We start from the raw sequence: 22,080 nt of genomic DNA, 5'->3' as shown, positions 1-22,080 counted from the left end.
TTTCCCCCCTTCCCCCCTCCCTATTTCCCCCCCCCCCCCCCCCCCCCCCCCCCCCCCCCCCCCCCCCCCCCCCCCCCCTATTTAATAAGCGAAACTCACCTTGACCAAACCCACTCATAACTCCTTGATTTTCAGATCATATTAAATATATAAATATACGAATGTTTGTTAATGATATGTAAATTTTAAAACCGTTATTTAACGTTTATTATACGTTTGTACACGGCTTTGCCTACTTTATCTGCGTTTTTGATTAGCTTTATCATCACTGTATTTCTGTCCGTCACCTTACTATTGCCAAAAGTAAGGAGAATCAATCTGTTTTCCAAATTTTTGTTGAGTTTGTTTCTGCTTCTGCAAGTTTTTTCATCATTTATCAGATTCAACATTTAGCTGGACTAACTTAAATTCATAAAAAATTGATATTCTAGCGAAGGAGCACCTGAAAGCGAGTGTGTATAACAAAATAGAAGTTATTTTCTCTAATAAAGATATTTGATGCTAACTTGTCCTTGGTAAGAAAGAAGCCTTTATGAAAAAAGTATATTACAATAGCTGGGGTTTCCCATTTTTGCACTAAAATTGTTTAAACTGCCCGCTACCCTCATTCCCTAAAGCGACGACCCACCCTTTAACTCTTAACTACTAAGATAATACACTAAATTAGAAACTTAAAAATTATATCATATAGTGCAATTTTGAGATACACCCCAATAGCGGGGGTTTTCATAATTGATAATCAAGGTGTTATGGTGAGATAGATGGAATTGCACTTTTTTAGAATTCTTTTAAATAAACGGTAAAAACATGGTTGAATTGGGCAGGTCGTCTCAAGCATAGCTTGACAGGCTCTTAAGGGAATGAGGGTAGCGAGGAAGGAAAATTGAATTTGTGCAGTTTGTTATACAAACTGAAAGCGAGAGGGCAGGGTTCAACAGAGTTTTATTCATATTATTCCACTTTATATTAATGGCATTCATCAGTTGCTACACTCGAGTCATCGCTTGTGCTCCGGATACGATGAAAACTTAGTTGTCATAGGCAGGCATACTGTTACCATTCATTATTTGTCAGTTTAAAGTCGTGAATAGTAATGTCTATCAAAGTCGGTCTTTTTAGTGCTTTTCCTTTGCCGTTTTGAGGTGTTACTTTTCTTGAAGATGGAAAAATTCCTTGTTCAAACTGTTTATGCGCTGTTACAACATTAGCCGCTTTTGCAAGACCACTTATTACTTCGGCTGCATAATTATATTGATATAGTTGTCCTGTTTGTTTGTCAAAATAATATTCTTGTTCTTTCATACTATGGGTAGGAATATTGTCTGGGAATATTGCAGAAAGAACACCTTCTTCTTTTTCAGTCCATTTAATACGGTCATTCATTAATAAATATGGAAAGGTAAAATAGTTCCAAAAAGCATAATGGGCAAAGTAAGCCATATCAAGGTCGTCCCAATAAAACAGTCTACGACCATAGGGGAAACCTTCTTTTGCATTTTTTCTTTCTGAAATGGTATCGCCATTTACGTTTTCCAATCTCACATCGTTGCCGTCAAGAATACCTGTTATACTTTTATCTTTTCCTATTGGTGTTATTCTTGAAAAAGGCCTTTCAATTTCCATTTTTATTTTAGCGTGTTCAAAAAATGGTCTTTGTTTTATGGTGAATGCAAGTCCCTTTGCCGAAACTTTTGCTTCAACAAATTTATGACTTGTCCATAGGTCAGCACCGCCATAAGCTTCGATGGCTCGTAAGGCTGTTTGGCTTAAATTCATTTCTTGTCAGAAAGTTTAAAAATGATAAAAGTTGCCAAAAACGCTTCCAATAAACTCAAAGGAATGGCAATTAGTAATATTCCAAAAGGCAGTACACCCATATTTCCAACTACTAACCACATAAATACAAAACCTACAAACCAAGATAGAAAAGTGGTCTCCATGAGTGAGAATTTTCTTGAAATAATGTAGATACCTATTGCAAAACACAAAGACCATACTCCCCAAACTGCTCCATTGATTGGTTGTTCCGGAAATGTTAACCCCAAATTTTGGTAGTGTTCTGTCCAATAATTGTGCAATAAAAATGTATTGCGGACAAATTCGGAAATGCTAATCCAAATTGTCGCAAGTAAAATGGGTAAAATGGTCTTTTTAAACATGGTATAAGATTTTAATTTGTGTCGTTCGATATGATTGCCCATGACGTCGTCCAAGGCTATGCGATGGATGAAGCGATAGCGAATCTATCATCAAAGCCGTTGTTACATCAGGTTTTTAATTTTGCACCATTTGAACTTCTCCTAATTTTTCTACATTAAAACTAACTTTTGCTTTTAGAGCATTCATCACTTTTAATAATGTTCCTATAGTTATATTTGATTTACCATTTTCTAACTTAGAGATTTGAGCTCTTTGCACACCAACTAATTCACCCAATTGATCTTGGGTTAAATTATTCGAAATTCTCAAAGCTTTTATTTCTTCAGCGAGCAACTCAATTTTAAGCTCTTGTTCATACTTATCACGCTTAGGTGTTCCGATTTGGCCTAAATGCCTTTCTTTTAATTCTTCTACACTTGTGAGTTTCATATTTTATCTTTTTTTTGTTCAAAATATTTGTTCATGCTTCGTTTGGCTTTTTCAATTTCATGCCTTGGAGTTTTATTAGTTTTCTTATCTAAACCATGTGTTCCTACAATTAGTGTTTGCTTGACTAGAGTTGGGTCCCAAAATGCAAAAATTCTATAAAATTTGGATGAATCACGTTCTCTAAATTCCCAGATTTCATCTTCTAAATGTTTGAACCAATTTCCTTTATGTCCTGATTCTACTTTTTCGAAAGATTTGAAGAATTTTGATTTAATTTTTTCTTCAATCTCATCTCTCATCGAAGTAACTAGTTGCTTCGTCAAGCAATTTAACTTTTATGGGTTTTGAAAACTTTTTCATTCACAAATATACAATAGTTTCTTTATATGGAACAAATATTTTTATGATAATCTGATGTAACGGTTTGGGGCTTGCCGAAGTGGGGATTTCAAAGTACCAATGTTCAAATTTAGTACAAAAGTTCAATAGAATTCCAAATGTTCAATTTACCACTTCTGCCCCCATTTTGGCAAGCATCTATGTAAAAGCATATCTTAGCTCAAAATTTTCTGACGATTTAAAAACAAGATTATGCCTTTACAAAATGCTATTGACACAAAGTTATTTATTGGGATCGACATTCACAAGAAAAGTTGGTCAGTTTCTATCAGGACGGAGTCATTTGATCATAAAACATTCTCCATGCCACCAGATCCGGACGTATTGTACGATTATGTGGCTGCTCATTTTCCGACTCACGAAGTTGCGATGACTTATGAAGCCGGGTGTTGTGGTTTCAGTGCAGCAAGATATTTTTTGAATCTTGGTTGGGCAGTTACAGTGGTCAATCCGGCTGATGTGCCGCGGATGGACAAACAAAACTATCAGAAGACGGACAAAATCGATAGTCGGAATTTATGTAAACAACTTCAGAAAAACAATCTCAAGGCCATCCATATCCCTACTGAGGAGCAAGAGCAGTTTCGCAGTTTGCTGCGCCAGAGAACCAACATTACCAAGGAGCTTCGAAGGGTGAAGTCTCATATAAAAGGTATGCTACTCTTTCATGGCATCAAAATACCACCTGAATTTGATAATGTCAACTGGACGATAGAATTTAAAAAATGGCTAAGTGAACTGAAGTGGACATCCACATGCGGCAAAGAGTCTATGGAGAGTAAACTACGGACCTTGAATTTCTTTCACTCTGAATATCTCAATGGCGGTAATCTATTGCGAGCACATTGTCGTAAACATATAAGCACTGATTATTACTTGTTGACAAGCATACCTGGCATCGGTGGATTTCTCGCTGCAGCTATCCTTTCTGAGTGTGGTGATTTGCGTCGATTTGACAATGAAAAACAATTCAGTAGTTACATAGGAGTAGTGCCTGGTATATTCAATAGTGGCGGAAGCGAAAGCAATTTAGGTGTTACACCTCGGGCCAATACTATCTTGAGGCCTTACATCATAGAGAGTGCATGGATTGCCATCAGAAAAGATCCTGAGATACAGGCATATTACAAATCACATTTTGGCAAAAATCCAAAGTGTATCATCGTCAAAGTGGCTCACAAAATGGCTAAAAGAATACTTTCAGTAATCAAAAGCGGCAAACCATATCAAATTAATAAGAACATTACCTTAGATAATAAGATTAAATTACCAGAAGATATAGAAGTAATGGAAGATGAAATATAAAAACAGTGAGACAGACTTCATAACATGGGTGGTAGGGTTGTTCAATAGAGTAACTGCTGCATCGCCAAGCAGGAAGCTGGCTTTTTAAAACAAACAAAAAGGACGTCATGAGCGACATAGGTTTTTTAAGGCATAAGGGGCGCTGGAATATTCGTCTAAATGAGCTGATACAAAAAAGTATCAGCTCAGACGAATGTATTCCGTCACCCAACAGTATTATCCCTATAAAGTTGCACCTCTGCAGAGCTCCAGTCCGTTTATACTGTCGTCGCAAAAATACAATTAATCACTTTATTACTCAAATATTAAAGAGCATATCAGACTTTAAAACAGCCGTGGTAGAGGAGACTGAAAAGTCAACTGCTACATCGCCAAGCAGGAAGCTGATATTTTACGTCTCTATTATCACACCGATGCTGGTAGTGTCAGAAATGACAGCTACATATAGGAGCCTGAGTATAGAGTCAAAAAACAATAAAATTATGCCGTAAATAAAATTAACATATTATCTTTGTCCCGGGCTGGGAGGCTTTACATAGGAACCCCTGTTGTAGGCAGTTCTTTTTTATTTAATCGTTCTTTTTCCTATTTCGGGTTTTCTTATAACTGGTTCATCATATATTTCTCTTACCAAATCTGCAAACCAATTGTCATAATTCGAATCGTTTGTTATGTCTAATCGAATTAATTGTCGCATATACGCTGGTATACTTTCTTTTGGTTTCCCTTCTCTTAAAACTGGTATGATTCGTTCACTGTCTGCTTGATTATCATACAACTCTTGATTTAAAATTGAATATTCGTGTCCGACTCCACCTTGTCGTTTATCCGCTTTTGACTTATAATTTTTTGTGAAAATTATTACAACTTTATTAACGCTTTCAATATGATTTTCTACAAATTTAGTAATGCTTTTACCCGAATTAAGATAATACCTGTCCAAAATAACATTTATTCCTTGGTTACATAAATCGTTTGCTACTTTTAAAACCCATTCTTTATGTTCTTCACTATCCCAAGAATATGAGATAAAAATATTTGGTTTATCTTCAATAAGAAAATTCTCTTTTTTAATTTTTGTAATTTTCTTTCCTTGAATAAGACTTTCAATAGTTGTTACTTCGTCTTCTTTGAAGGGCTTTAATATTTCTAATAACCTAGTCAGTATTTTATTTCTTTCGTCAGTTTCAATTCCTAGTAATATGTCATAAAAAAATACTTTTCTACTAGTACTTTTCCCTTGATTATTTCTTTGTTCAATAAATTGTGCATAGTCAGGGAAGTATTTTATTGTTTCTTGAACTACTTTTATAAATCTAGGTCCTGAAAAATATATTGCTTGGTCAGGGTCATTTATTAATTCAAACAGTCTATTATAAATTTCTACCCAATTCTCTGAATAGTCGTGTGGTGAATTAAGTTTATAACCTTCTTGTTTTATTTTTTGTATATTGTAGTTAGAAATTATCTCTCTGCAAATTGGTTCATATGGAAACTCATTGGCATAATTAAATGCTTCGCTTAATGATTTTCTTTTTATTATTGAAAGTACAATAGTTTTATAATTGTCTTTATCCAACACATAGAATTTTCCATTGTGCAAAAGAAATAATTTCTCAAGAATTTCTAGTACAGTATCTTTTGGTAAAACTAAATTGTCTATGTTTTTGGTAAATTGCTCTTCAAACACACTGCTTGCTCTTTCAAGTAATGCATCACTTTTTATAAGGTCTTTATTTTCATAAAGTACTTGAATTATTTCATCCCATTTTTGTTCATAAAGTAATCTATATAAGTCTTCTTGGTCTATTTGCATATTGGGTGTCTTTAGAATTGCCTACAACTCAAAGGAATATCTACGAATTCGCCTGTACAAAGATAAATTAATTGCACAAATCTCAAAGCGAATTTGTAGATATTTAAGTTTAGACCGTTGGATTATAGCCAATTTATTTATTATACAAACAATGAAATCTTTTAATCCTACGGCCTGAAACGAGCCGTATATGGGATTTGCTTTGATTGTAGTAGTTATTTTTTAATGGCTTTGGGCTATAATTTTGAGTTTTAGACATTAATCTTTTGCAATAGCTTTTGGTTTTACCTTCCTAACCTAAGATTTGATTAGATTTTTGCGTGTTCGACCTTGATTTTGACTTTTGTCTCCATAGATACCTCAGGCCTCGATGAAGCATTGGGGTCTATTGGTACTATTTTGGGTGTTTGTGCAGGCGATTTGTTTCTACCTTCTCCTCGGATGTGTTTATTATACCATTCAGCATCGGGTTTTATAATTTCTATCTCACTATCTGTGGATTGACATGAAACGCATTTTATTTCTTCTTCGTCTGGTATTTGTAGTAAGGCTTTTACTATCTGGAACAATGTCCTTATCGTTTGACCATTTTCTTTGATGAGTTCTGGGATTGTTATTTTTATTTTTTCCGATTTTGATTTGGTCATGATGCCATATGTTCTTACTTTTTGAAAGTTGGGAGGTAAGACATGTATCATGATTTGTCGCATGGCTACTATGGGGTCGAGTTGCTTGATCGCTTTAGGCGCTGCTTCATTGGGTTTTTGATTTGTGTAGTCATTGTATTCCATTTTTACGATCTGTTGTTTTTCATCATACTGTATTTTTTTATTACTTACTCCTATTCTGCATATGTATCGACCTAGGTATTCTTCGATGATTTTGGTATGAGCAGTAGGTGGCGTGTTGTGTACACACCACCTCACTTCTTTGGTACTATTGATTATGCCTTTTACTGTTTGATAATACGATGGATCGATTTTCTGCAGCTGACTTTCCAGCTCTTTGATAAAGATGGTTTTGAAGGTGCTACATATTTTGCGATACGGTGCGATTTTATTTTTTCGTTTGGGCCATACCCATTTGCCATCCTTGCTTACACCTCCGAAGGTGACCAGGGTATGCAGGTGTATATGGTGTTTGAGATCTGAGCCAAATGTATGCAGCACGGCTGTCATTCCGGGTGTACCTCCTACATGTTCCGGGTCTTTTGCCAGTTGAGCTATGGTGAGCCAAGCTGCCTTAAATAGCACGCCATACAATAGTTTTGGATGGCCTTTTCCTATATAATTTAGCTCGTGAGGTATGGTAAAGATGATGTGCTGATAGGGACATTTAAGCATCTTGCTCGCCAGCTTGTCTTGCCATTGTATACGTTTTATACTTTGACATTTTGGACACTGATTATTGCCACATGACTTATATAAGTAGGTCTTCTTTTTGCAACTCCTACAACTTATCACTATCCCTCCGAGCGCGGGTGTTTTACATTTACTTACATCTTTGATAAATTTGATCTCGTGCTTCTGCGGTTTGTATAGGTGGATATATGCTTCTTTGTACGCTCTAAATAGTGATCCTATGTCTGTGAATGGCCCATCAGACTGATTTGGATCGTTGTAATCGGATGGATTATGCTTTGACTCTGAAAGTTTACACATAAATGAAGGTATATCGAGGTCGTTTTTAGATTGGTGTGACCTAACATCTTCTGTATATATACAATATTCGTTCCATGTTCCATATGATGGGTAGCGTAGCAATGACGCAATGTATGTGGGCTCACATCATGGATGATGCCTGCTTTCTCTTTAGCTCGTTTCATGGCATGCTGTATGTTGCGTTCGGGCAGTACATCTTGTGTTGTCTCCCCATAAAAAAGTCTGTCTGTAGGTCTGTAGATTTTGTAATATTGTCTTAATATTTCTATCAATTCCATCGGTACATCTACATATCTGTCTTTGTGACCCTTGCCTTTATCTATCTTGATCTGTAGTCTATCAGAATCAATGTCTTTTACCTTGACCGACAAGGCCTCACTTATGCGCATCCCCGTAGCGTATAGGAAGATGAATAAGGCTTTGTATTTAAGATTGCGTACGTGCGAAATGAGCTTTTGTACTTCTTCTTTTGATATGACATTGGGCAGTTCTTTATTTACTTTGGGTCGTGGGAACATCGGGGTATTCCACGCTTTTTGAAGTACTTCAACAAAGTATTTTTTAATGGATGAGTAATCCATATTGATGGTTTTCCAATCCATTTTTTGACTGTATCTATATAAAAGATATTGTTTTACAGCAGGATCTGTAAATGCATCTTCAATGTGTTGAGCGTTACAATATTGGAGATACTTCCTCAATATTGTCAGGTAAGAAATCCGGCTTTTAACTGGTGAATTGAGCAATATCAGTCGCTCCTCATAAGCCTTCAGGTGGTTGTGTACAGGTATCATTTTATTATTATTTAATTATACCTGGTAGGCCAAATACCATGCCTAATAACTTGTCTTACTGATATTTAGATATATTTATTTTTAGGTTTGTTCAACGAGAGGATTGACGCCAAATGGCGTATATCCCTGATACAAATGTAATCAATTTTTTGTCAAAAATCTCAATTAACAAGGGGTGATTTAATTTCCTTTTTCATTTTATGAGTTATGTGGGTAAAATTACCTGAATTCTTTTATTCCCATGCAGGTCGTTCCATGATGTTGCTGATAAGTGTTAGGGTAAATCTTATTATCTACCACATCGATTGATTGGACAGAGCACCCTACATAAAGAAATTTCAAATTCAAAACTTCCCAAATGACCTGAAATCCTTGATTCTGATTTCTAGGTAGAATTTTGTTTTCATCAATGTTTCTATCTCTCCGGGCTTCAGCTGGAAACTTTCTACATCAGCACCACCAATACCTATCTTCATTTCCATATCGTATGTTTTATTAAACTCCTTCAACTGGTCATCTATGTTTTTTTGTACATCTTTAAGTGCATCATTGATATTAAACTTCATTTTGCTTTCCAGTTCGTGGCGGATTTTGCCTTCTGCTATCCAGGCAGCCGCTTTATGGATGACATTTTTGGTTTTGAATTGTATATCTACATTCTCCATATAAAAGCTATTGGCAATAGCATCATATTTGGGTTTGCCTTTGATGATGAGTGTACCATTGGCAGAACCTGAGATATCTGTCACCACCCTAAGGAATTCATAGTCGCAATTGGTGATGATATTGCTGAGCGTGATGGATTTATCTCCTGTGGTAAATGTCTTTCCATCCAGATTGGCTTTTATGACAGGGTTGATATCTGCCATGCGGATGTTGCTCACAATCCTGAAGACGGAGCTATCCGGGATTTCTTCTGACCAAAACAGTTTTGGAAGATTTTGACTTACCAGATTGGCTTTTGGCTTATAGGTTGAAAAAGTAGAATACCCTTTGATGCCAATCTTGCCGGATGAAGTCACTCTGCCATTGCGTACTTTATTGAGATGTATCATTTCAGGTTTGATATTGAGCCATGCAGCTGAATCCATCAGCATGGGCTGATCAAACATGGCCATATTTTCTTTCATTTTTTGACGCACTGAAAAGTTGTCATTCACAGATTGGTCTATACTTTCTTCGATTTTTTGTTTACTTTTCTTCAGTATGATATCAGAGATATTTTCGATAGGTATGTTGAGGCCTGCCACTGAAAGTTTTGGTTTTTCTATCCATCTGTGAAATGAAAGACTTGTTTTTGTTTTCATATTCCACATACTATCAAGATCAAGATCTGTTACAAAACTCATCTCAAGACTACCTTTTGCTTTAAGATCGGTGAGAAATGTTTTTTTCTCCACATTTACTGTCACAGGTACCATCACCAAAATACTTTTTCCTTCTATCTCCACAGCAGCAGACTTTGGTTTACTTAGCGTCATTTTTACATCATACTCCGGTATATCAAAATTACTTTTAAAAATGTCAGTAATGGCATTGTTGAAAGTATCAGTAATGCCGGTTTTATCTAATTTGTAGTTGATGACGATATCGGTATAAAAATTTTTGACAATGTCCGGTGATTTTACCGGCACATAAACCACTTCTTTTTTTGTGGCACATGACAAGATGGACAAAATAAAAAGAAAAACAAACAGAAATATTTGGATGTGTTTCATGATCGCTAATTATCAGGCAAAGATAAAGGCTCATGGCATGATTGTGCCATTTTCATAAATACATTTTTTATAAAATATTGCGAATAAATCTTGTACACATGACATTAAATCGTATTTTTGTTTTTTATATGTGTAATTAACCTGTAAACAAAATGAAAAACCCAATTTTAGTATTTGTAAGTATTTGTATGACAGTATTTTGTCACGCGCAGTCATCAAGAAGTGCCAGATGTACTGCTGATTTGAAAATGGACCCGGTCATACAGACAGTTGAGAAAACTCATTATATTTTTACAGGGTCAGATACTACTGGTCTGAATGTAAAGATTAGCAAAATTGTAGTTTCTGAAGGAAGAAGAGAACTGGTAAAAAGAAAGATCAAAGATTGTGATAAACCTAATCCTGAAGATTGTATGACTCAGGTCATCCAGGAAATTCCACCCATCACAATGAATCTCTATACTTTACCAAGCCCTGACAATACTCAGGAATATGATATAAGAAAAGAAAAAGTCAATGTAACTGTCAAAGAAGCATCAACAGTAACTGAAGGGATAGTTTGCCCTCGTAACCGTACACCAAAACTCATCACTTTGCTTCAGCAAGCGTTGATCAAACAAGGATATCCGCTTTCAGCCAATGGGCAGTATGATCAGGCTACCCAACTTTCAGTCACTGACTACCAAAAATCAAAAGGACTTCCATACGGTGATTTGACATTGGGTGTTTTGGCGCTGCTTGATGTGAGATAAAATTCAATGGGTGCATTTCATTTTTTCGCCCTTTGCTCGATTTCTTATCAAGTTTCGTTTGTCGTCGTAGCTTCCGGCTACGATGCAATATAGACAGGCATCTTGCCTGAATCGCGAAATAATAAAATGGTGATTTTTAATGTGAAGCGAAAAAATGAAATACACCCAATTCAATTGGCTATCAGTTGAATACTATTTTAAATAGATAAAAATTATAAATTAACTTGAATTCGGGTAAAGGTATGTTACAGTACCGTTTTGATAATAGGGGCGTAGCCCAGTAATCTTTGTAATCAGTGGCTCAAAACATATAATCAGGGGCGTTAGCCCTGTAATCTCAAAACAATTTCAACATCATTTAAGATATCAGGGCTACGCCCCTTATTGTCCATTATTTAAGTCATTTTACAAAGATGTCGGAGTTCACGCTCCTTCTTTGCCTTTTTCATCGGCCTAAAGTATTTTAACGTGAATTCGGGTTAAGGTATGTTATAGTACCGTTTTGATAATAGGGGCGTAGCCCGGTAATCTTTGTAATCAGTGGCTCAAAACATATAATCAGGGGCGTTAGCCCTGTAATCTCAAAACAATTTCAACATCATTTAAGATATCAGGGCTACGCCCCTTATTGTCCATTATTTAAGTCATTTTACTAAGATGTCAGAGCTAACGCTCCTTCTTTGCCTTCTTCATCGGCCTCAAGTATTTTAACGTGAATTCGGGTAAAGGTATGTTACAGTACCGTTTTGATAATAGGGGCGTAGCCCAGTAATCTTTGTAATCAGTGGCTCAAAACATATAATCAGGGGCGTTAGCCCTGTAATCTCAAAACAATTTCAGCATCATTGAAGATATCAGGGCTACGCCCCTTATTGTCCATTATTTATGTCATTTTACTAAGATGTCAGAGCTAACGCTCCTTATTTGCCTTCTTCATCGGCCTAAAGTATTTTAACGTGAATTCGGGTAAAGGTATGTTACAGTACCGTTTTGATAATAGGGGCGTAGCCCGGTAATCTTTGTAATCAGTGGCTCAAAACATATAATCAGGGCGTTAGCCCTGTAATCTCAAAACAATTTCAGCATCATTTAAGATATCAGGGCTACGCCCCTTATTGTCCATTATTTAAGTCATTTTACTAAGATGTCAGAGCTAACGCTCCTTCTTTTAATAAAATGGTCTAATATATTAAATCAATACCCCAATTTTTCTCCTATCGACTTGAGCTTAGAGTATGTTTAAATTTTTATTGCCTTAAAATCAATATATTATGAACCTGGCTTCAAAATAATCGCCTCATTTAGTTCACTAAATTCGTTAATTATTTTATCGCCAGAACCATAATCTCTTGATTTACAACTAAAAAAAATTTTAAACATACTCTTAAACCACATTAGCTTCAATTCTCTTATCCTCGAATTCATGTTAAATTATATAGCGAGCCACATTAATTAAAAAAGCGGTGTAAAACTTTTTTGAGTGTTACACCGCTTTTGTTGTGCGCCAAGCATGTTTAATATCTAAGGGGTGAAAGTCCTCGACGAGCCAGCCGATAGGAATCGTTAGCCAATAGCAAGGGTGTCTTGAGTAATTGAGAATCTGAAGGAAGCAGGCGGCAAAAGTGTGATTGAACGAACAGAAACATATTATAAGGCTTACATTGTGGGTAAGTGAGCAATAGATTGCGAAGCCCAATAGTCGGACGTAAACAATGGTAGTAAAATATGTCAGTTACACGGAAAGAGATTGAACTTACCTTGGGAGATCCTATAAATAGCGACCTGAGACGGAACAAAGCGCAAGGGAAGTAAAGGACTATTTAAAGGAAGTCAGCAGAGATCATAGTAGTGAAGAATCATCTGTAATGGATGTGGAGCGAAGGATCGAATCTTTAGGATGTTAATTTTTTTTGAAAGTAATGGTAAAGGCCAATGATTAAGGACAAGGAAAATGCTAAACCAATGCAACCTGCTGGACAGGGAGAAGGAAATAATAGCAGCCTATTCAATGATGAACTACCCGTATGGTACGACGGAGTGGAAAGGTATGTCCAAGTGGACTTCCAGATGCTGGCAAGAGAGAGACAGACATGAACGTACTGGAAGAGATAGCGTCGCTAAGGATCTAGTAAAAGCCTACCGACACGTGAAAACGAACGCAGGTAGTCCGGGAGTAGATGGAATAGATGTCAAGGAGTTCGGAAAATGGTTTAGAACGCACCATGGAGCACTAAAGACAGAAATCCTAAACGGAGACTATCGCCCTTCATTAGTACGTGGAGTAGAGATACCGAAACCCAAAGGGGGCAAAAGGCTACTGGGCATACCGACGATAAAAGACCGAGTTGTACAGCAAGCAATCAGCCAAGTGATGGTAAGGATTATGAAGTTACATTTACGGAAAGCAGCCATGGATTTAGGCCAGGCCGTGGAACAGAGAGCGCACTAAAGTTAGCCCAGTCACCGTTAAAACAGGGAAGACACGGTAGTCGACATCGACTTAGAAATTCTTTGATGAAGTGAATCATAGCCGATTGATGTGGCATCTGAGTTTACGGATGGGTGACAAACGATTACTAGACCTAATCAGAAAGATACTACGTAGTGGCATACTGTTAGGTGGCGTATCGCATCAACGGATAAAGGGGACACCACAAGGAAGCCCGCTGAGTCCTGTTATCCAACATCGTATTAGATGAACTGGACCAAGAACTGGCTAGGCGTGGACTGAGTTATGTAAGATACGCAGATGACGTTTTGATCTTTGTAAGAAGTAAACAAAGTGCCGAACGGGTATATGTTAGCATTAGCGAATACATAACTAAGAAAATGCGTCTGAAAGTAAATGTAGAAAGAGCGGAGTACGGAAAGTACATGAAGTAGCGTTTTAGGTCATAGTCTAGGTGGTGGTGGTCGCCTTTATCTAAGTAAGCCGAGCGAATTACGACTTAAGTCGAAGCTAAAGATTGACATCACGTCGACGTGGGACAGTCTGGATCAGTTGATAAAGGAAGTAAATAGCTTATTGCGTGGTTGGTTACAATACTTCAAGAGATCAGAAATGAAATCGAAGATAGAAAGAATCAACAGCTGGCTGAAAAGACGAATAAGATGCTTTAGGATAAAACAATGCAAACGCAAGATTGGTATTGTCAGATTCCTAAGGAGCCAAGGCGTAAGTGAGAAATTGAGCTGGCTGACAGCCCTAAGGGCAAAGGCTGGTGGCGTCTATCAAACACTCCAGGCACCAATATCGGGATGAATAACGAGTGGTTTACAAAGATTGGATACTACGATTTAGTCTCCAACTACAACCATCTGCAAATCCACCTAAAGAAACCGCCGTACACGTAAGTACATAGGTGGTGAGAAGACGACAAAGGTAATCTATTTTTTTAATTACCTTTGTCTCTTACTCGATTTTTATAATGACAAGGGAAACTTACTCCTTGATCAATCTTTGTGTGGTTGTCTCTCCGTCAGATGTGATAGTGATAGTATATAATCCAGATGACAACAGAGAAATGTCCAAAGTCTCAGCGCTATAGTTTTTATATTCAGTGATCGTCCTTCCGGTGATGTCTCTGATACTGATGTCAAAGGTTGTGCTGCTGCCATCATGAATGATGGAGACGAGATCTGAAGCAGGATTGGGTGCCAAGCTGATTTCTTTTCTGACGCTCTGGCTTACAACTGATCGGATAGGAGAGTACTCATACTTACCGTCATAGTCCACCTGTCTTAGTCTGTAGAAAGATTTTCCTTTGGCTGGAGTATTGTGCACAAAACTGTATTCCTGCGTAGTATTGCTGTTGCCGGCACCTTTGACCATGCCCAACATCTGCCAGTCTTTGCCTGTAGAGCTATGCAGCACTTCGAAATAGTCGTTGTTGGTTTCGGAGGCGGTGGACCAGAATAAATTTGCTTTGCTGTTATTTCCATTTATTGAAAAGTTTGAAATTATTATTGGTAATGGCCCGCTTAGGACTTGAAATCCTGTCCATCCGTAATCATTGCCAGATTGATTTCGATTTGCGATTTCATAATGAAGATTTGTTGCACCAGGCGGTATTGTGACAGATATAATATATCGTTGAGTTGTATTATTGGGCGTCGGACTTCCCTGAAGTGACCAACCTGTTGTTTGGTCACCACCGCCACCTGATGGAGTGTATCTTAATTGTCCAATTAATCCATACTCTCCAGAAACAGGATCACTATCAACATGCAAAAAATAAGTGTTTCCACTAACCGTGTAGCCGATATAAGTTCTAAAAGTTGCACTAAATATACTAGAGTTTATAAGCACAAATAAAAAAAATGTAAATAACTTTCTCATAACTTAAATTTGATTTTAATGATTTAATAAAATATATTCCTAAAATTCCGATTGTTGATAACACCTACTATTTCAGACCACGTACAGATGGTATGAATTGGAAAAAAAAGAAAAAATTGATTCGGGGTAAATGTCAGTTTGACACTCTGCAAATGTAAAACATTTTTACGCAAATAGGAAAGAAAAATGGCAAAAAAGATATATTATATTTGATCGGTATGTGTTTTAATTTTTCTTGTTGGCGATTTGTCATATGATTATTCTTGCGACACTCTGCAAACTAAGTGACCACAAAACGAATTGATAGTTATCAGTTATATTGCCAAATTTAATTTTTTTTGGTTTATTTCTGCTTTGTCACCTTCAAAAATCTAAGTCAATGACACTTTCAACAAAATGTAATTAAACGGAAACCTGAGATTTTTGGGTGTATCCCTTTTTTGCATTAAAATTGTTTAAACTGCCCGCTACCCTCATTCCTGACCCACCCAAATTCTACTAATAAAAGCGCAGGATTCCCCTTTAGGGGCCTTTAGGGGCAGGGGTAAGAAAACTGCCCGCTACCCTCATTCCTGACCCACCCAAATTCTACTAATAAAAGCGCAGGATTCCCCTTTAGGGGCAGGGGTAAGAAAAGCCAAATTACCTTCCCGCTACCCTCATTCCTGACCCACCCAAATTCTACTAATAAAAGCGCAGGATTCCCCTATAAGTGGCAGGGGTAAGAAAAGCCAAATTACCTTCTCGCTACCCTCATTCACAAGCATAGCTTGGCAGGCTCTGAAGAGCCTGTCAAGCTACGCTTGAGACATCCCACCCTTTATCTCTTAATTACTAGGATAATCCACTAAATTGGAAACTTAAAAATTTTATATTAAAGTGCAATTTTGGGATACACTCATATTTTTTCTTAGTTAAAGATAGAAGTATTGGTAAATTAGGGTCACAACTGTTGGGTTAACCCAACAGTTTTCCAATAAATCGGAAAGTCCGTATAATTAGACAAAGTATTATTTTATACTCAAAATAAAATGGTATGCGAAGAATGACCTACCCAACATATTGATTTTGAGTAAGGACGAATCAAAGCATGTCTTTAAAGTGATTTAAAATCAGGACATTTATCGTCATGAACATTTGTCGTCTTTATAATGAAGACATTATTTTTCTCAAAAAAATTATCGTCGGTATAGATACATCATTCGTTTAAAGGGAAAAGCTCAGTCGTCACGGGGCATAAATACTTGAAAGCGTGTAAGAATCATTAACAATGCAGGCTGGAAGCCTTGTGATATTGTATCGTAGCGGACCGCTATGACAGACTCCATTAGATTCACAAATAAAAGAAAATTATTTCAACCGAAGCGGATATACCTTGAGCTGCCTTCCCGCCAGATACTCAAACTTTTGTCCGTCATAATATCCGTCTTCTTCCAGCATGATGCGGATGACCTTGCCCCACTCGGGTATCTCTGATGCGGCATTGAGCTCTATGGAGTAGGCGGTATGTGGATATACGACATAGTCCCCCGGACCTTTGACACCACCTTGTTGGTCCCACATACCGATAGTTGGTCCCGCAGCATGACCATGAAATCCTATAGGATGCGTGTACACAGATGCTGTGATGCCTTCATCCTTAGCTCGCTGCAGTGTCTTTGCAAGTATGTCATTGCCGGATCGGGATACGGCAAACTGGTCAGTAAGGATGTCCTGAAGTCTGTTGGCCGTTGCAAAGGCTTTCTGTATGCTTTGTGGGATGTCTTTTTCACCAGGTTTGAGTACATAAAAGTGCTGTTGCTGGTCGGTGTTGAGCCTGTTGTAAGTGATCCCAAAATCCACATGCAACAGATCACCGTACTGTATCACCTGACCTTTGGGTCTTCCTGAAAAACTGCGGAGATGATCAAAGTTGGTTTTGTCTTCTCTCTGCACTGATACTGTAGGGTGAAACCACGCATCGAGACCCATGTCAGTGACTAACTGGCGGAGTCGCCATACAATGTCATCGGTGGTGGTTTTTCCGGTTTTGATAAATTTTGGGTCAAAACCACGCATGATGATACTTCGGGACAGAGCACACAGTTCTTTATAAAATTCTAGTTCCATGCTGCTGCGTGTCTCCAGCCAGCCTATGGCAAGATTTTCTGCAGATATTATCTTTGAGTGATATTCTTGCGGCAATGCTTCAAGCAGATGCTCTTTTTCGGTAGCAACGAGTCCATCAGCGTGACCAAAATGCTCGGATGTATTGATGCCTATTTTATCAGGATTGTATTTTTTGACCACATTGACAAGAGCTTCCCACTGATCGGGATAGACATCAAGGTTCCACTCACCTTTGAGCAATCGGCCTACGTCATATCTTGCAATGGCAATTTTTTCTAATTTTTTACCTGGCCCGGGATCATAAAACACCATGATCGTACGCCTCCTGGCTGACAACCACGATGAAGGCAACATCGTCTTCATGACAGGATCTTCATTGTACTCCCGGGATATGATGATCCACATATCTATCCCACTGCGTCTCATGAGATCGGGCAACATATTTTCTATTCTGTATTCCAGCATACTATCTACCCATATAGATCTTTGTTCCTGAGTCATGATCTTAAATGATGTCTTCTGCGACATGCCTGCTGTAGCAAACGATATGGTTAAAATCAAAATTATAAATTGGCGCATTCTAAAAATTTTCGGTAAATATATACATTTCGTTTGAATCTGTTTTATTTTGCGGAATTTTGGGATTAACCTAAAGACATTAGATGTTACGTTCCAGGTGTTAGGTTTTATTATTTTACTTTACATTTTAATCCATTTACTTTTTCTTTAACTTCACATCAAAACCTTTTTTATGAAAACAATATTGATCACAGGCGTTTCTACGGGAATAGGATATGATGCATTTGCCAGCTTGCATGCTTTGGGGTATCATGTCATAGGGACAGTGCGCAAGCGGGAAGATGCGGAGATGCTCAGGGCTAAATTTAAGGAAAACGCCACCATTCTTGAATTTGATGTCAGGGACATAGACAAGTGCAGGAGTGCTATCGGGTCAGTATATCCTATGCTCGCGGAAAATGGCCTCTTTTGCCTCATCAATAATGCAGGAGTAGCTATGCCCGGGCCACTTCAACACCTTTCAGAAGATGATTTTGAAACACAGCTGGATGTCAATGTCAAGTCCGTGCGTAGAATCACCAACCTGTTATTGTCATATTTGGGAGTGGATAAAAGATTTCAGCCTGGCAGAATTATCAATATCAGTTCTGTTTCCGGGCTATTCAATGCGCCGTTCAACGGAGCTTATTGTATATCAAAACATGCGTTGGAGAGTATGACAGATATATACAGGCGTGAGCTGGCTATGTTTGGTATCAAGGTGGTAGCCATCGAGCCTGGTCCGATTAAAACCGCCATATGGGAAAAAAGCCTGGGTTCGCTCGATAAGTATAAAGATACCGAGTATGGCGAGATACTATCTGCAGCTGACAAAATGATTGCCAATGCTGAAAAGTCTGCATTGCCTGTGGGAGATATCACACAACTGATTATAAAAATTTTAGAGTCTAAAGATCCTGCCACAAGGTATCTTGTACATCGCAAAAAGTTGATGTTCAAATTGCTTTCACAATATCTTCCGGATAAGATGGTAGATAGACTTGTTGCAAAAACGATGGCTTCTGGTGATAACTACAGGCCAGTGTAGGCGTCTTATATTTATAGTTTTAATTTTATTCCTTTTTTAGCCAACCATGAAGACCACTTGATCATCATGAATGCCCATAAAAGTGACCCCAAAATGACAACCAGTGGAATAGTCGAATTTTTGTAAATGAGCATCGGAAAACCTATACTCCAAATGATATAGTAGATCATATCGGGAACAAGATAGGTTGTAAGGGAGTTTTCCCCGGCTGATCTGAAAATAGAGAACCTGTTTTTGTAACCTCGGTAGTCAATGTAGAAGAATAACATCCCAAACAAAATAAAGCTTATACCATTGCATATCATAGCCCAGCTGGGAGTGGCAATGATTTTAGAAATGATAAACCAGTTTCGTAGGACAAACCCTGCAATAATACACAGCACTCCAATAACTGAATAAGTGATGAATAAATAAACCGGCTTCGATCTGTATTTATCCAGTAATATGCCTGAAAATAGACCTGCCAGCACGATAGAAGGAGTATTACCACCCAGAATGACGCCAAAAAGGGGTTTCAGCTTATCCAAAAAGGCCGTATAACCAGACAAATCTGCGCCATTGAGCACCACAAATGCCATCCAGATCAGAAGCGATGCCCAAATCTTGTCTTTGATCCATAAATATACCAGAGATCCAACAAGATAACTCCAGCCGATCAATCCCAGAATGCCCCACCAGCTGGGTATAAGCCACTCGGGTGATGCTGGTGTCCCTGCTTTAAATAAAAACACGCAGGTAGCTAAACCGATCCATCCCATGGATTTTAGTATGGGTGTGTACTTGCTGATTATTTCAGGTACTAATCTGTAATCATTCCAGATCAGAAAGATACACAAATAAATACATAACGCCCACAAATATTTTGGCATACCGGTCATAGCAGGATTTAACCGTCCTATGTTGACCATCAATACACCAATCAGGATCAGACTCATGGATCTGACCACAACATGTTTGAAATACGTAGTATCCGTATCTCCATGATGTTTTCTGATTATATACGCAAAAGGAATAGCCATCCCAACCATAAATAAAAATCCCGGAAATACCCAATCTGCAAGTCCCATACCATCAGTTTGCGCTTCAGTATGTCCTAACCATTGGGGTACAGCCGGCATATACAAATCATTGACAAACAGCATCAAAAAAAGGGTCAATCCTCTCATGATGTCGATGGATATTATTCGGGAAGAAAATGATGCTGTGTTATTCATTTTGGTAAGTTTTGACAAATTTTACTTGGGGTTCAATTGCTTTTCTGTTAAAACGAATGGAAAATTAAAAAAAAATGCATATAAAAGTATTGAAAGATTAAAATTGTCCATATTTTGGCAATAATTAATCGCAACAACCTGAGATATTTGATGAATTGGTTTCCATTTGGATCGAATGCTGCTCTTTTTTCCATCAAGTGGCTATGCCTGACTGCCATTTGTTGGATGGATGGTACCTATGACCTTTTACTATCAGAATCAATCATGGCAGAAATATGTGACAATGCACGGGATGATGACAATGACGGACTGATTGATATCAACGATCCTGATTGCATTTGTCAGATTGTAAAACCGGAGTCCCTGATTCCCAATCCTTCATTTGAAGATAAAAAATGTTGCCCATCTGGCAGAAGTCAGTTAAATTGTGCTAATGTGTGGATCCAGGCATCTGAACCTACCACTGATTATCTTAATACTTGCGGTTGGATGGGATGGCCGGAATTCCCACCACCACGGCCATTACCTGATGGTGAGGGATTTGTTGGTTTCAGAGATGGAAGGGTAGGAGGTAATGGGGGCAGCCCAGATCGCAACTGGAAGGAATATGCGGGTGCGTGTCTACTCAAGCCACTTGAGAAAGATAAAAAGTACCTGTTTGATTTTTATATAGGTTTTGTCAATGATTTGTATTCTCCTCCCATTAATGTCACATTATTTGGCACTACCGATTGTAAAAATCTGCCATTTGGGGTAGGAAATCAGGGTCTTGGATGCCCGACCAATGGCCCGGGTTGGGTGAGATTGGGCTCCACTTATGTAAGCGGAGGTAACCAAAATATCTGGATAAGAACAACTATTTCCACTACACCAAAAGAAGACCTAGTAGCCATAGCTATAGGGCCTGATTGCCCTGAAGTACAGAGTCCGGTCAATACTTATTACTATTTTGACAATTTGGTTCTGGCTGATTTCGAATCCTTTGAATTTAAGATCAATGAGGTGCAACATCCATGCTCAAATAATTTTTTACTTGAAGTGCCATCAAGGCCTTCATTGAGCTACCAATGGTATAAGAACGGTATTGCACTGTTGGGTGAAACCAATCCGAAACTATCAAAGATATATGGAGAAGGTCCTTATCAGGTCAGGATTCTGGATGGTATTTCCTGCAAACTAACAACTGTATATGAACACAGTATTCCCACATTTCAGAATAGTGTCGTCAAAACTATATGCAATGATGACAGCTACAAGTTTGGCAATAGGGTGCTAACTGAAGGAGGAATTTATACCCATCAATTCAAGTCAAAAAATAATTGCGACAGTACAGTTCAGTTGGAATTAAAAGTTTTGGGTGAAATTTCTGATACGGCCCATGCCAAAATATTTGAAGGAACCACCTACCAATTGGGAAGCCAAAAATTCAGGAATAAAGGAGAATATATTGTACATTTTGAGTCTGCCATAGGTTGCGATAGTATCGTATTGCTTCATCTTGATTATTATAAATTTTATTTTCCAAACATTTTTTCGCCGAATGGTGATGGACAAAATGATATATTTACCTATCACAGCAATGAAGAATCTATCGAAGATGTTATCATCAGCATTTATGACAGATGGGGACAAAAAATTTATTCAGGTGATGCCTGGGATGGGAAAAATAAATTTGGAATGGCTTCAACCGGAGTATATGCATATATCGCCAATATCAAAATGAAGGATGGTAATCAAAAGTTGTGCTCCGGATCTGTTACTCTATTATTATGAATTGC

The 22,080-nt window shown here is 37.8% G+C and carries 20 protein-coding genes; 8 read left to right on the top strand and 12 right to left on the bottom strand.

Translation table 11 applies throughout. The annotated features are described in order from the left end of the window. Positions 1-194: 194 nt before the first annotated feature. From IPK35_19180 to IPK35_19160, 5 genes are all read right to left on the bottom strand, one after another. Complete coding sequence (locus IPK35_19180; protein ID MBK8055334.1) at positions 195-389, bottom strand: hypothetical protein; 195 nt, start codon at positions 387-389, stop codon at positions 195-197. A gap of 664 nt (positions 390-1,053) precedes the next feature. Continuing rightward, entirely contained in the window at positions 1,054-1,776 is a 723-nt protein-coding gene (locus IPK35_19175) for a hypothetical protein (GenBank protein MBK8055333.1), read from the bottom strand. Continuing rightward, positions 1,773-2,159, bottom strand: coding sequence for a hypothetical protein (locus tag IPK35_19170; protein MBK8055332.1), 387 nt, complete (start codon positions 2,157-2,159; stop codon positions 1,773-1,775). Before IPK35_19170 ends, IPK35_19175 begins: the two co-directional genes overlap by 4 nt. Before the next feature lie 115 nt (positions 2,160-2,274). Continuing rightward, on the bottom strand, positions 2,275-2,589 hold the full coding sequence (locus IPK35_19165; protein ID MBK8055331.1) for a helix-turn-helix transcriptional regulator: 315 nt from the start codon (positions 2,587-2,589) through the stop codon (positions 2,275-2,277). Then, complete coding sequence (locus IPK35_19160; protein ID MBK8055330.1) at positions 2,586-2,888, bottom strand: type II toxin-antitoxin system RelE/ParE family toxin; 303 nt, start codon at positions 2,886-2,888, stop codon at positions 2,586-2,588. The genes IPK35_19165 and IPK35_19160 overlap by 4 nt, the downstream gene beginning before the upstream one ends. 292 nt (positions 2,889-3,180) lie before the next feature. Here IPK35_19160 and IPK35_19155 point away from each other — a divergent pair, with 292 nt between their 5' ends. Both IPK35_19155 and IPK35_19150 read left to right on the top strand, forming a co-directional pair. Further along, positions 3,181-4,293 (top strand): IS110 family transposase, encoded by a 1,113-nt coding sequence (locus IPK35_19155; protein ID MBK8055329.1) that lies wholly within the window; start codon positions 3,181-3,183, stop codon positions 4,291-4,293. Between the two features lie 107 nt (positions 4,294-4,400). Next, entirely contained in the window at positions 4,401-4,784 is a 384-nt protein-coding gene (locus IPK35_19150; protein MBK8055328.1) for a hypothetical protein, read from the top strand. A 74-nt stretch (positions 4,785-4,858) separates the two neighbouring features. On the opposite strand, the gene IPK35_19145 is transcribed toward IPK35_19150, so the two are convergent. The 4 genes from IPK35_19145 to IPK35_19130 all read right to left on the bottom strand — a co-directional run bounded on the left by IPK35_19145 (position 4,859) and on the right by IPK35_19130 (position 10,282). Further along, a complete protein-coding gene (locus tag IPK35_19145; protein ID MBK8055327.1) occupies positions 4,859-6,109 on the bottom strand; it encodes a toll/interleukin-1 receptor domain-containing protein in 1,251 nt (416 codons plus the stop codon). A gap of 308 nt (positions 6,110-6,417) precedes the next feature. Next, positions 6,418-7,770 carry a transposase gene (locus IPK35_19140; GenBank protein ID MBK8055326.1) on the bottom strand — a complete coding sequence of 451 codons (1,353 nt, stop codon included), beginning with the start codon at positions 7,768-7,770 and terminating at the stop codon, positions 6,418-6,420. Further along, positions 7,689-8,564 (bottom strand): tyrosine-type recombinase/integrase, encoded by an 876-nt coding sequence (locus IPK35_19135; protein ID MBK8055325.1) that lies wholly within the window; start codon positions 8,562-8,564, stop codon positions 7,689-7,691. The genes IPK35_19140 and IPK35_19135 overlap by 82 nt, the downstream gene beginning before the upstream one ends. 344 nt (positions 8,565-8,908) lie before the next feature. Continuing rightward, complete coding sequence (locus tag IPK35_19130) at positions 8,909-10,282, bottom strand: DUF4403 family protein (protein MBK8055324.1); 1,374 nt, start codon at positions 10,280-10,282, stop codon at positions 8,909-8,911. 152 nt (positions 10,283-10,434) lie between these two features. On the opposite strand from IPK35_19130, the gene IPK35_19125 reads away from it, so the two are divergent. From IPK35_19125 to IPK35_19110, 4 genes are all read left to right on the top strand, one after another. Next, positions 10,435-11,034 carry a peptidoglycan-binding protein gene (locus tag IPK35_19125; GenBank protein ID MBK8055323.1) on the top strand — a complete coding sequence of 200 codons (600 nt, stop codon included), beginning with the start codon at positions 10,435-10,437 and terminating at the stop codon, positions 11,032-11,034. Positions 11,035-12,985: 1,951 nt separating this feature from the next. Continuing rightward, positions 12,986-13,483 carry a hypothetical protein gene (locus IPK35_19120; GenBank protein MBK8055322.1) on the top strand — a complete coding sequence of 166 codons (498 nt, stop codon included), beginning with the start codon at positions 12,986-12,988 and terminating at the stop codon, positions 13,481-13,483. A 224-nt stretch (positions 13,484-13,707) separates the two neighbouring features. Next, the gene (locus IPK35_19115; protein MBK8055321.1) at positions 13,708-13,917 is read left to right on the top strand and encodes a hypothetical protein; all 210 of its coding nucleotides are present in this window, start codon (positions 13,708-13,710) and stop codon (positions 13,915-13,917) included. A 118-nt stretch (positions 13,918-14,035) separates the two neighbouring features. Further along, a complete protein-coding gene (locus IPK35_19110) occupies positions 14,036-14,296 on the top strand; it encodes a hypothetical protein (GenBank protein MBK8055320.1) in 261 nt (86 codons plus the stop codon). Between the two features lie 180 nt (positions 14,297-14,476). Here IPK35_19110 and IPK35_19105 read toward each other — a convergent pair whose 3' ends face one another. Both IPK35_19105 and IPK35_19100 read right to left on the bottom strand, forming a co-directional pair. Further along, complete coding sequence (locus IPK35_19105; GenBank protein ID MBK8055319.1) at positions 14,477-15,373, bottom strand: T9SS type A sorting domain-containing protein; 897 nt, start codon at positions 15,371-15,373, stop codon at positions 14,477-14,479. Between the two features lie 1,350 nt (positions 15,374-16,723). Beyond that, positions 16,724-18,061, bottom strand: a complete 1,338-nt coding sequence (locus tag IPK35_19100; GenBank protein MBK8055318.1) for a M24 family metallopeptidase — start codon at positions 18,059-18,061, stop codon at positions 16,724-16,726. A gap of 172 nt (positions 18,062-18,233) precedes the next feature. Between IPK35_19100 and IPK35_19095 the strand changes: the two genes are divergently transcribed. After that, positions 18,234-19,088: an SDR family NAD(P)-dependent oxidoreductase gene (locus IPK35_19095; GenBank protein ID MBK8055317.1), complete on the top strand. Its 855-nt coding sequence runs from the start codon at positions 18,234-18,236 to the stop codon at positions 19,086-19,088. Between the two features lie 11 nt (positions 19,089-19,099). Here IPK35_19095 and IPK35_19090 read toward each other — a convergent pair whose 3' ends face one another. After that, positions 19,100-20,302, bottom strand: coding sequence for a DUF5009 domain-containing protein (locus IPK35_19090; protein ID MBK8055316.1), 1,203 nt, complete (start codon positions 20,300-20,302; stop codon positions 19,100-19,102). Positions 20,303-20,791: 489 nt separating this feature from the next. Here IPK35_19090 and IPK35_19085 point away from each other — a divergent pair, with 489 nt between their 5' ends. Beyond that, complete coding sequence (locus IPK35_19085) at positions 20,792-22,075, top strand: gliding motility-associated C-terminal domain-containing protein (protein MBK8055315.1); 1,284 nt, start codon at positions 20,792-20,794, stop codon at positions 22,073-22,075. Positions 22,076-22,080 lie beyond the last annotated feature (5 nt).

The sequence above is a fragment of the Saprospiraceae bacterium genome (assembly GCA_016713025.1).
Classification (GTDB): domain Bacteria; phylum Bacteroidota; class Bacteroidia; order Chitinophagales; family Saprospiraceae; genus OLB9.
The sequence above is the reverse complement of the archived record's forward strand: the minus strand, read 5'-3'. Positions and strand labels throughout refer to the sequence as shown.

What these genes read in the sequence shown, in the direction of transcription:
- IPK35_19140 (MBK8055326.1), bottom strand. Translation starts at nt 7,770, where the DNA reads ATGTGTAAACTTTCAGAGTCAAAGCATAATCCATCCGATTACAACGAT.
- IPK35_19150 (MBK8055328.1), top strand. Translation starts at nt 4,401, where the DNA reads ATGAGCGACATAGGTTTTTTAAGGCATAAGGGGCGCTGGAATATTCGT.
- IPK35_19085 (MBK8055315.1), top strand. Translation starts at nt 20,792, where the DNA reads ATGGGATGGCCGGAATTCCCACCACCACGGCCATTACCTGATGGTGAG.
- IPK35_19100 (MBK8055318.1), bottom strand. Translation starts at nt 18,061, where the DNA reads ATGCGCCAATTTATAATTTTGATTTTAACCATATCGTTTGCTACAGCA.
- IPK35_19090 (MBK8055316.1), bottom strand. Translation starts at nt 20,302, where the DNA reads ATGAATAACACAGCATCATTTTCTTCCCGAATAATATCCATCGACATC.
- IPK35_19175 (MBK8055333.1), bottom strand. Translation starts at nt 1,776, where the DNA reads ATGAATTTAAGCCAAACAGCCTTACGAGCCATCGAAGCTTATGGCGGT.
- IPK35_19180 (MBK8055334.1), bottom strand. Translation starts at nt 389, where the DNA reads ATGTTGAATCTGATAAATGATGAAAAAACTTGCAGAAGCAGAAACAAA.
- IPK35_19165 (MBK8055331.1), bottom strand. Translation starts at nt 2,589, where the DNA reads ATGAAACTCACAAGTGTAGAAGAATTAAAAGAAAGGCATTTAGGCCAA.
- IPK35_19125 (MBK8055323.1), top strand. Translation starts at nt 10,435, where the DNA reads ATGAAAAACCCAATTTTAGTATTTGTAAGTATTTGTATGACAGTATTT.
- IPK35_19145 (MBK8055327.1), bottom strand. Translation starts at nt 6,109, where the DNA reads ATGCAAATAGACCAAGAAGACTTATATAGATTACTTTATGAACAAAAA.
- IPK35_19170 (MBK8055332.1), bottom strand. Translation starts at nt 2,159, where the DNA reads ATGTTTAAAAAGACCATTTTACCCATTTTACTTGCGACAATTTGGATT.
- IPK35_19130 (MBK8055324.1), bottom strand. Translation starts at nt 10,282, where the DNA reads ATGAAACACATCCAAATATTTCTGTTTGTTTTTCTTTTTATTTTGTCC.
- IPK35_19095 (MBK8055317.1), top strand. Translation starts at nt 18,234, where the DNA reads ATGAAAACAATATTGATCACAGGCGTTTCTACGGGAATAGGATATGAT.
- IPK35_19160 (MBK8055330.1), bottom strand. Translation starts at nt 2,888, where the DNA reads ATGAGAGATGAGATTGAAGAAAAAATTAAATCAAAATTCTTCAAATCT.
- IPK35_19135 (MBK8055325.1), bottom strand. Translation starts at nt 8,564, where the DNA reads ATGATACCTGTACACAACCACCTGAAGGCTTATGAGGAGCGACTGATA.
- IPK35_19155 (MBK8055329.1), top strand. Translation starts at nt 3,181, where the DNA reads ATGCCTTTACAAAATGCTATTGACACAAAGTTATTTATTGGGATCGAC.
- IPK35_19105 (MBK8055319.1), bottom strand. Translation starts at nt 15,373, where the DNA reads ATGAGAAAGTTATTTACATTTTTTTTATTTGTGCTTATAAACTCTAGT.
- IPK35_19120 (MBK8055322.1), top strand. Translation starts at nt 12,986, where the DNA reads ATGCTAAACCAATGCAACCTGCTGGACAGGGAGAAGGAAATAATAGCA.